Genomic DNA, 10,144 nt, shown 5'->3' with positions numbered 1-10,144 from the left:
GACAGTGTCCAGCGTCAGGTCCAGCTGTGCGGTGTGGTTGTCCCACTGCAGCGACTCGACTTCCAGCCCGGTGCCGCCGCCCTCCGCGGCCCGCGCTGGCCGGTTGCCGCCTTGATGATTGAACATCACCTGGAATAGCGGGTTGTGGCTGAGGTTACGCTCTGGCTGCAAGGCCTCGACCAGTTGCTCGAACGGCAGGTCCTGATGGGCCTGCGCCGCCAAGGCATCGTGCCGGAGCTGTTGCAGCAAGGTGCTGAACGGCAAGTCGCCGTGTACGTCGGCCTGAAGGATCTGCGTGTTGACGAAAAAGCCGATCAGGCGCTCGGTCTCGACCCGGTTGCGGTTGGCATTGGGCACACCCACACGGATGCGCGACTGGCCACTGTAGCGGTGCAACAGCACCTGGTACGAGGCCAGCAGCAACATGAACAACGTCACGTTCTGCTGGTGCGCCAGTGTTTGCAAACCTTGCGCCAGGCCTGGCCGCAACACCACCTGAAGGCGCTCACCACGGAAACTCTGCTGGGCAGGCCGAGGATGGTCGAGCGGCAGCGCCAGCACCGAATGTTCGCTGCCAAGGTGGTCCAGCCAGTACCCCAGCTGGCGCTCCTGTTCCCCTGCCTCCATCCAATGCCGTTGCCAAATGGCATAGTCGGAATACTGGATCGGCAGCTCAGGCAGTTGCACCGGCGCACCTTGGGCGAAGTGGGCATAGAGCTCGACCAGCTCGCGCACCATCACCTGCATCGACCATCCGTCGGAAACAATGTGGTGCTGGGTCAACACCAGCACATGGTCCTGCTCGGCAAGTGCCAGCAGGCGCACGCGCAGCAGCGGGCCATTGTCCAGATCGAACGGCTGCTGCGTCTCGCGCGCGGCGAAGGCGCGGATCATCCCATCGTGGTCGACACCTTCACCTTGAGCCTTTTCGACCTCCAGGCGCAATGCCGCTTCAGCCCCCACGACCTGGCGCACCTCGCCCTCCACATGCTGGAAGTGAGTGCGCAGCGTGTCGTGGCGGGCGATCAACGCATTGAATGCCCGTTCCAGTGCAGGTACATCCAATGCCCCGCGCATACGCAGGGTGGTAGGGATGTGGTACGCCGTGCTGAGCGGGTCCAGTTTCCAGAGAAACCACTGGCGCTGCTGGGCGAATGACAGCGGCAAGGCCTCGAACGCCTCGCGCACCTGGGGGATCGGCAGGTTGGCTGGCGAAACACCCTCTTCGAGCATCTTGCCCAGGTAAACCTTGCGCTTGTCCAGAGGCAGGGTGATGAACCGCTTGGCGATTCGAGCGGCTACCAACTTGTCCATCAAATTTCCTCCATTTCGTCGAGCAGGCTTTCCAGCTTGTTCAGCGTCGACGTATTGACTTGTTCACCGCTGGCTTCCAATTGGGCGACAAAATCAGCCAGGATCGGAAATTGGAAAATGAGTTGTGCAGTCAAGCTCAGGCCGAGCTCCAGTTGCAGCCGCGACACTACGTTGACAACCATCAGCGAGTGGCCACCCAGTTCGAAGAAGTGATCACCCAGGCCGACTTGGGCGACACCCAGTACGTCTTGCCACACCGCCGCCACCTGGCACTCAAGGGTACTTTGCGGGGCAACATGGTTGTGCTGCCGCGGGATACCGTCCGGGCTCGGCAAGGCCTTGCGATCAAGCTTGCCGTTGATCGTCAGCGGCAGCGCCTCGATGAACACCACATGTGCCGGGACCATGTAGTCCGCCAGCTGGCGCTTGAGGTGTGCCCGCAGAGAGTCACGCAGAGCGTGCTCATCCGTCACGGGCGCTTGTGCCACCACGTAGGCCACCAGTTGCTGCCCGGCCACCCCATCGACAGCGAGTACCGCGGCTTCCCGCACCTGCACCAAGGCCAGCAACTGCGCCTCGATTTCTCCCAGTTCGATACGGAAGCCCCTGATCTTCACTTGCTGATCGATACGCCCGATGTACTCGATAGCGCCGTCGGCGCGCTGGGTCACCAGGTCACCTGTGCGGTACAGGCGCTCACCCTGGGCCGCAAACGGGTTGGCGATAAAGCGTGTGGCACTCAGCGCCGGCTGGTTCAAGTAACCTCGGGCCAGGCCAGCACCGCCAATGAACAGCTCGCCAGTCGCCCCCTGCGGCACGGGGTTGAGATCACCGTCGAGCACGTACCAGGTCAGGTCACCGATCGGCTCGCCAATGGGGCTGGCCGCCTGCGCCTGCAAGTCGGCCAGTGACAGTGGGTGGTAGGTCACATGCACCGTGGTTTCGGTGATGCCGTACATGTTGATCAACCTGGGCGCCTGGTCGCCGAAACGCTCGAACCATGGCCGCAGTGCCTTGACTTCCAACGCTTCGCCACCGAAAACCACATGGCGCAGGGTATGCGCGCCCACCACCGTCGGCGAGCAGGCGATCTGCATCAGCGCCTTGAACGCCGATGGCGTCTGGTTCAACACCGTGACTCGCTCATTGCACAGCAACTGGTAGAACGCTTCAGGGGCGCGGCTGACCGCTTGCGGCACGATCACCAGACGGCCACCGTAGATCAACGCGCCAAAGATCTCCCACACCGAAAAATCGAAGGCGACGGAGTGGAACAGGGTCCACACATCGTCGGCGCCAAAACCGAACCAAGCCTCGGTGGCCAGGAACAGCCGCACGGCATTGCGGTGCGGCAGCAATGTGCCCTTGGGGCGACCAGTGGAACCTGAGGTGTAGATGACATAAGCCAGGTTGTCTGCATGCACCCTGACCTGCGGCGTGCTGTCGGCATAGCCCTGCACATCGTCTTCCAGCGTCAATATCGGTAGCCCCGCCGGCACCACCAGCCCAGGCAGCAAGGCCGATTGGGTAAGCAACAAGGCGACGCCGCTGTCTTCGATGATGTAGGTCAGCCGCTGCTGCGGCGCTTGCGGGTCAAGCGGCACGTAGGCACCGCCAGCCTTGAGGATGGCCAACAAGCCGACAATCATCCAGGGACCGCGTTCGGCCGCCAGGCCAACCCGTACATCGGCACCTACACCCTGTTGGGCCAAGCGATGCGCCCAACGGTTGGCCGTGGCTTCCAGCTGAGCATAGGTCCAGTGCTGGCCTTCGAAACTCAGCGCGACGGCCTGCGGCGCGCGGGCCGCCTGGGCGGCTATCAACTGGTGTAGACAACGTTCGTCATGCAATTGCACGGTGTCTGGATTCCACTGTGCGAGCAACGTCGATTGCTGCACTGCACTGTGCACCTGGCATGCGTCCAGGCGCTGGCTGCCATCGCCTTGGGCCATCTGCAGCAGCAGTTGGCATAGCTGGCCGTGCAGGCGGTCGACCATTACCGGGTCGAAGGCCTGCCGGTCATAATTGAAGTGCAGCTTCAGGCGTTCGCTCAGGCTCGCGGAAAGCGTCAGCGGATAGTTGCTCTGTTCGTGGTTATGCAGGTTGGCGAAGCGAACACCCGGCGGGTTGGCTTGTTCCAGCGCTTCGGACACCGGATAGTTCTCGAACACCAAAATGTTGTCGAACAGCGCCTCGCCACCCTGCCCGGCCCAGCGCTGGATTTCAAACAGCGGGGTGTGCTCGTGTTCGCGCAAGGCCAGGTTCTGCGCCTGCACCGCCTGCAACCACTGGTCGACGGTCTGTTGCGCTCGTGGGCTGGCGATGACCGGCAGGGTATTGATGAACAGGCCGATCTGTTGCTCGATCCCTTTGAGCTCACTTGGCCGGCCCGCCACAGTGGCACCGAAGCAGACGCTGTCAGCGCCGCTGTAACGCTGCAGAAGCAGCAACCATGCGGCTTGCACCAAAGTATTGAAGGTCACTTTATGCCGGCGGCAGAACTCTACCAACCGGGCTGTCTGCTGGGCATCAAGGCCGCCATGCAGGTTGCCATGTCCCGCTGCTGCAACGATATTGCCTTCGACGCAACGGGCCAGCCGGGTCGGTGCACTCAACACGGCCAGCTGTTGTTTCCAGAACGCTTCGCTGCCTGCCAGATCCTGGGTCTTGAGCCAGCCGATGTACTCGACATAACGCCCGCTCGATGTTTCCGGCACCTGCCCGCTATAGCGCTGCAACACTTCGCCCAGCAGGCGCGAAGCGCTCCAGCCGTCCATCAGAATGTGGTGATGGGTGTACACCAGGTGGTACTGGTCATCCTGCATGCGCACCAGCACTAGGCGCAGCAAAGGCGCCTCGGCGAGGTCGAAGCCCTTCTGGCGCTGGTCATCCGCCAGCTCATCGAGGGCCTGGGCCTGGTCGCTGCGGCCCCGCCAGTCATGCAGCGCAGACGGCAGGCGGACCCGGCGCTGGACCACCTGCACTGGCTGCGCCAGGTTCTGCCACACGAAACCGGTACGCAGGATGTCATGGCTATCGATGACTGCCTGCCACGCTGCAGCAAAACGCTGCGGGTCCAGGCCATGGATGTCCAGGCGCATCTGGCTGATGTAGTCGCCAGAGCCCTGCTGATACAGAGAATGGAACAACATGCCCTGTTGCATGGCCGACAGGCCGTAGAGGTCGTCGATTCGCGCGGCGGGCAACGGCAGAGCATCCAGTTGTGCCTGGCTGAGGTTGGCGAGCGGGAAGTCGGATGGTGTCACTGCCCAGACCTCTTCGTCCAGGCAATGCTGCACCAACACCTGCAACTGACTGATCAACTGGTCGGCCAGGTGCTCGATGGTGGCGTGGTCGAACATCGCCTCACTGTACGTCCAGCTCAGGCTCAGGCGGCCATCAAACACTTTGCCGCTGATGTTCAGCCAGTTGTCCAACGGTGCCGACGTGCTTTGCTGGGCCCCGCCATATTCGCTAGCAGGGCGCAGCCAGGCGTCGCCCGCCGTGTTGAAACTGGCGTCGAACTGGCCCAGGTAGTTGAAGGTGATTCGCGGCTGCGGCAACCCCGCCAGCGCTGCACGGGTGGCGTCATCGCCCAGGTGGCGCAGCACGCCGAAGCCCAATCCCTTGGTAGGCAAGGCACGCAGTTGCTCCTTCACTTGCTTGAGCGTGCCGTCGATGTCCTGGCCTGCGGTCAGCCGCAACGGGAAGGCGCTGGTGAACCAGCCGACACTACGCGTGAGGTCGATATCGTCGAACAAGGCTTCGCGGCCATGGCCTTCGAGCTTGATCAGCGTGTCGGCGCGGCCGGTCCAGCGGCTGATGACCAAGGCCAGGGCGCTAAGCAGCAAGTCATTGACCTGGGTGCGGTAGGCCGCAGGCGCCTGCTGCAACAACTGACGGGTCACGCCCTGGTCCAGTAGCCGATGTACGGTGGCCGCATGCTGGTTACCCAAGGCGCCACCGGGGCGCTCGCAAGGCAGGCCGCTGTCGACGCCCTGCAATTGCGCCTGCCAGTAACCCAGCTCTGCCCGCAAGGCATCGCTGTGGGCATACTCGCCCAGGCGTTCGGCCCAGGCCTTGACCGAGCTGGTCTTGGCCGGCAACTGCACGGCCTGCCTCGACTGTAGCTGGTGGTAGGCCGCCTGCAGGTCCTCGAACAGTACGCGCCAGGATACACCGTCCACGGCCAGGTGATGGATGACCAGTAACAAGCGCTGGCTACCGTCATCCAGGTCGACCAACAGCGCACGCAGCAATGGCCCCTGTTGCAGGTCGAGGCTGGCCTGCGCCTGTTGGCAGGCCACTTCCAGGCCAGCGATATCCAGGCCTTGCATATGCTCCAGCAATGCTGGCGCAGGCTGCTCGTCCAGTGCGCGATAGCGTGCCCGCCAATGTCCATCGTGCTCGCTGAACACCAGCCGCAACGCATCGTGATGGGTGAACAGCGTTTGCAATGCCTGAGCCAGCAGCCCGACATCCAGCACCTGCCCGGGCTGCAGCAGCACCGACTGGTTCCAGTGGTGGCGCTGGGGCATGGGCGTGGCAAAGAATTCATGGTGAATCGGCAACAGTGGCATCAGCCCTTGCAACGCAGCCTGGTCGATCACCAGGCCCTGGCCACCGACTTCAGCGACCGAGGCCAGTCCTTGAACTGTCTGGTGCTGGAACAGTTGCTTGGCACTGATGGTAACGCCGGCCTGACGCGCCCGGCTGACCACTTGCAGGGTGATGATCGAGTCGCCACCCAGCTCGAAGAAGTTATCGGTAACACCCACCTGCTCGCGCTTGAGCACGTCCTGCCAGATACCTGCCAGCGTCTGCTCCAACGAGGATTGCGGGGCGACGTAGGCCGGCAACGGGCTGGCATCGGGTAGTGGCAAGGCCTTGCGATCGAGCTTGCCATTGGGAGTCAACGGCAGGCGCTCAAGCAGCACCAGTTGCGCCGGCACCATGTAGTCGGGCAAATGTTCGCGCAGGGCGGCCTTGATGCGTGTGCGCAAGCCATCGCCTTGGCCAGCCGACGTGTTGGGTACGACGTAGCCTACGAGTTGCTGGCCGACCGCCCCCTCCACGGCAAGCACCACCGCATCACCTAACTCGTCAAGCGCCAGCAGCCGCGCCTCGATTTCACCCAGCTCGATGCGGAAGCCACGGACCTTCACCTGGTGGTCGATACGACCGACGTATTCCAGCGGGGCCTGAGCCGGCTGGCGTACCAAGTCGCCGGTGCGGTACATGCGTTGCCCGTCCGCAGCGAACGGGTCGGGTACGAAGCGCTCGGCGGTAAGCCCAGGACGCCCCAGATAGCCGCGGGTTATGCCGTGGCCAGCCAGATACAGCTCAGCCGCAACCCCAGTCGGAACGGTTTGCAACTGCGGATCGAGCAAATAACCACGGGTATTACCCAGGGGCAAGCCGATGTTGGCCTTGCCCCCCGCTTCGCGACGGGTCCAGGTGGAATAGGTGGTGTCTTCCGACGGCCCGTACAGGTCATAGACATGCTCGACCGATGCCTGCGCATACAAGTCATCGACCAGCCCCTGCTTGAGCGGCTCGCCCGCCAGGTTGATGATGCGCACCGATGCCGGAATTTGGCCTGCGCGGTGCAAGCCTGCAATGGCCGATGGCACGGTATTGATCAGGCGAACCTGTTCTCTTGCAGCCAACTGCGGCAGTTCCAGGGCATTGCGCGCCAACACCAGCGAGCCGCCGTTACCCAGGGTGACGAACAGCTCCCACACCGAAAGGTCAAAGCACACTGAGGTAGAGGCCAGCACCCCCTGAATCGACGGCTCCGGGTAAACCTCGGCCGACCAGCGCATCAACGCCATGACGTTGCGGTGGGCGATGGCCACGCCTTTCGGCTTACCGGTCGAGCCGGAGGTATAGATAACGTAGGCCAGGTTCTGTGCAACCACCTGGGTATCGGGGTTTTCCTGACTGTAGCCTTGCGCTCCCAGGTCGGCGCCCGGCTCCAGCAACACCACATGCAATGCATCCAGCGCTGGCAGCTCTGCCAACAGAGCCTGCTGGGTGATGATCACCTGCGCGCGACTGTCGTCGAGCATATAGGCCACACGCTCTGCCGGGTAGTCTGGGTCCAAAGGTACATAGGCACCACCCGCCTTGAGCACGCCAAGCAAGGCCACGAGCAGTTCGCCAGCGCGGGGCATGGCCACCGCCACCCGCACTTCCGGCCCCACGCCAAGCTCGATCAGGCGGTGGGCCAAGGCGTTGGCTCGGCGGTTGAGTTCGGCGTAGCCCAGTACCTGTTCGCCGGCATACAGCGCCGGTGTGTCGCCTTTCTCCGCTACACGCACCTCGATCTGGCGATGAATGCATTGTGCCTCGTCGTAGTGCTGTACCGCACCGCTGCATGCCTGGGCCTGTGCAGCCTGCTCCGCGCCGGTCAGCAAAGGCAGTAACTCGATACGCTGCCAAGCGTTGTCCACCAGTGCCTGCAACAGGGTCAGCCAGTGCCCGGCCATGCGCTCAATGGTGGCGCGGTCGAACAGGTCGGTGGCGTAGGTCAGGCTGGCACTGAGTTGCCCGCCGGATTCGTGGGTATTGAGGGTAAGATCGAACTGCGAGGTCTGTTTGTCCCAGGTCAGGTTCTCTACCTGTAGCACCGGGCCCGCTCCGGCCTGGCGGGTGCGGCCTTCGCTCTGGTGGTTGTACATGACCTGGAACAGCGGGCTATGGCTGAGGGTACGTTGCGGGTGCAGGCCCTCGACCAACTGCTCGAACGGCAGGTCCTGGTGGTCCTGGGCGGCCTGTACAGTGCTGCGCACCTGTTGCAGCAAGTCGGTAAAGGTGGCGACGCCTGCAAAGTCGGCCTTGAGCACCTGGGTATTGACGAAGAAGCCGATCAGGCCTTCGGTCTCCACCCGGTTACGGTTGGCCGTGGGCACGCCGACACGGATGTCGGCCTGGCCGCTGTAGCGGTGCAGCAGGGTCTGGAAGCTGGCCAGCAAGAGCATGAACAAGGTTACGTTCTCGCGCTGCGCCAGCCCGTTCAGGGCGGTCGCCAGGGCCTCTGGCACCTGAAGGTCGACACGCGCGCCACGGTCGCTCAACTGTGCCGGGCGTGAGTGATCGTACGGCAACGACAGCACACCCGGCTCGTCGGCCAATTGCGCCGTCCAATAACCCAGTTGGCGTTCGCGCTCGCCTGCTTCCATCCATTGGCGCTGCCACAAGGCGTAGTCGGCGTACTGGATTGGCAACGCAGGCAGCGTCGGCGCCTGGCCTTGGATAAAGGCCTGGTAGCAGTGCATCAGCTCGTCGATCATCACTTGCATCGACCAACCGTCGGAAATGATGTGGTGCTGGGTCAGCACCAGCACATGGTCATCGTCAGCCACACGTAGCAGGCTCACCCGCCACAACGGCGCCTGGCGCAGGTCGAACAGGCGCCGGCTCTCCTGCTCGACACGTGCCTGCAATGCGGCCGGATCAGCGTCGAGCAGGGGCTCAGTGTGCAGGGTGAGCTCGAAGGCGGCGTGAATCACCTGTACTACCTGCCCCTGGTCTTCCACCAGTGCGGTGCGCAAGCTCTCATGCCGGGCGACCAGTACATTGAACGCGCGTTCCAGTGCAGGCACATCCAGCGCCCCGCGCAAGCGCAGGGCTGTGGGTATGTGATACGCCGAACTCATCGGGTCGAGGTGCCAGAGGAACCACTGACGCTCCTGGGCAAAAGACAACAGTAGTGGCTCTGCGGTGTCGCGCTTGAAAATGGGTACCACCGAAAACAGGTTGATGCCCTTTTGCTTGAGCAGCACCGCCAGCGCTTTTCTCTCCTTTGCCGAGAGACTTCCAACCGACTCGATCAACGCTTGCACCCAAGGCTCCTTACGAAAGTAGTTTCTCCAACTCAGTGCTTGATAAACGTTTGAGAGCCTCCAAGGATTTAGCCAATTCGTCGTCGACCGACAGGTGCACCGCACGCAGGCCCTCCAGGCGCTCGGCAAAGGCTTGCAGGGTGTCGGTCTCGAACAGGTCTTTGAGCGGTACGTCAACACGCAGCAGGCTGCGCACCCGCACCACCACCTGAGTGGCGAGTAGCGAATGCCCACCAAGGGCGAAGAAGTTGTCGTCCAGCCCCACCCGCTCGACCTGCAGCACTTCCTGCCAGATCTCTGCCAGCTGGCCCTGCAGCTCTGTTTCGGGCGCCCGCCAGGCTCGCACCGCCATCTGTTCACTCAACCCTGGCAGGGCCTTGCGCTCAAGCTTGCCGTTGGGGCTGAGCGGCAAGGCGTCGAGGAACATGAGGTGGTTGGGCACCATGTAGTCCGGCATATGCCCAGCCAATGCAGTGCGCAGCCGCTCACGCAGTGCGGCAGTGTTTTCCACGGGGAAGGTGGGTACGAGGTAGCCTGCCAGCTGAAGACCTGCCGGGCTGTCCACTGCAAGCACCGCCGCTTCGCGCACTTCGGCCTGCTCCAGCAGGCGCGCCTCGATCTCGCCCAGCTCGATACGCAGCCCGCGGATCTTCACCTGGTGGTCGATGCGCCCCATGTACTCGATCACCCCGTCGGCGCGCTGACGCGCCAGGTCGCCGGTGCGGTACAGCCGTTGGCCCACCTCGAACGGGCTGGCCACAAAGCGTTCGGCGGTCAACCCCGGGCGGCGGTGGTAACCCCGCGCCAGCCCTTCCCCGCCCAGGTACAGCTCGCCCACCACCCCGGCCGGCACCGGCGCCAAGTCGTGGCTCAGTACATAGGTGCTCAGGTTGGCAATCGGCCGGCCAATCGGCACGCTGTCCTGCCCTTCTTCACGGCACGTCCAGTGGGTCACGTCGATGGCCGCCTCGGTTGGCCCGTAC

General features: G+C 63.3%; 3 protein-coding genes. All 3 read right to left on the bottom strand.

The window, feature by feature from the left end; translation table 11 throughout:
• On the bottom strand, nt 1-1,314 hold a 1,314-nt coding region (locus tag IAE33_RS23980), incomplete at its 3' end, for a condensation domain-containing protein (protein WP_236407394.1).
• Nucleotides 1,314-9,161: a non-ribosomal peptide synthetase gene (locus IAE33_RS23975; protein ID WP_201165666.1), complete on the bottom strand. Its 7,848-nt coding sequence runs from the start codon at nt 9,159-9,161 to the stop codon at nt 1,314-1,316. The genes IAE33_RS23975 and IAE33_RS23980, both read right to left, overlap by 1 nt.
• A 10-nt stretch (nt 9,162-9,171) precedes the next feature.
• Nucleotides 9,172-10,144, bottom strand: a 973-nt coding sequence (locus tag IAE33_RS23970) for a phosphopantetheine-binding protein (protein ID WP_201165663.1), incomplete at its 5' end; no start/stop codon positions are given.

The sequence above is a fragment of the Pseudomonas sp. S60 genome (assembly GCF_016647865.1).
GTDB lineage: Bacteria > Pseudomonadota > Gammaproteobacteria > Pseudomonadales > Pseudomonadaceae > Aquipseudomonas > Aquipseudomonas parafulva.
The sequence above is the reverse complement of the archived record's forward strand: the minus strand, read 5'-3'. Positions and strand labels throughout refer to the sequence as shown.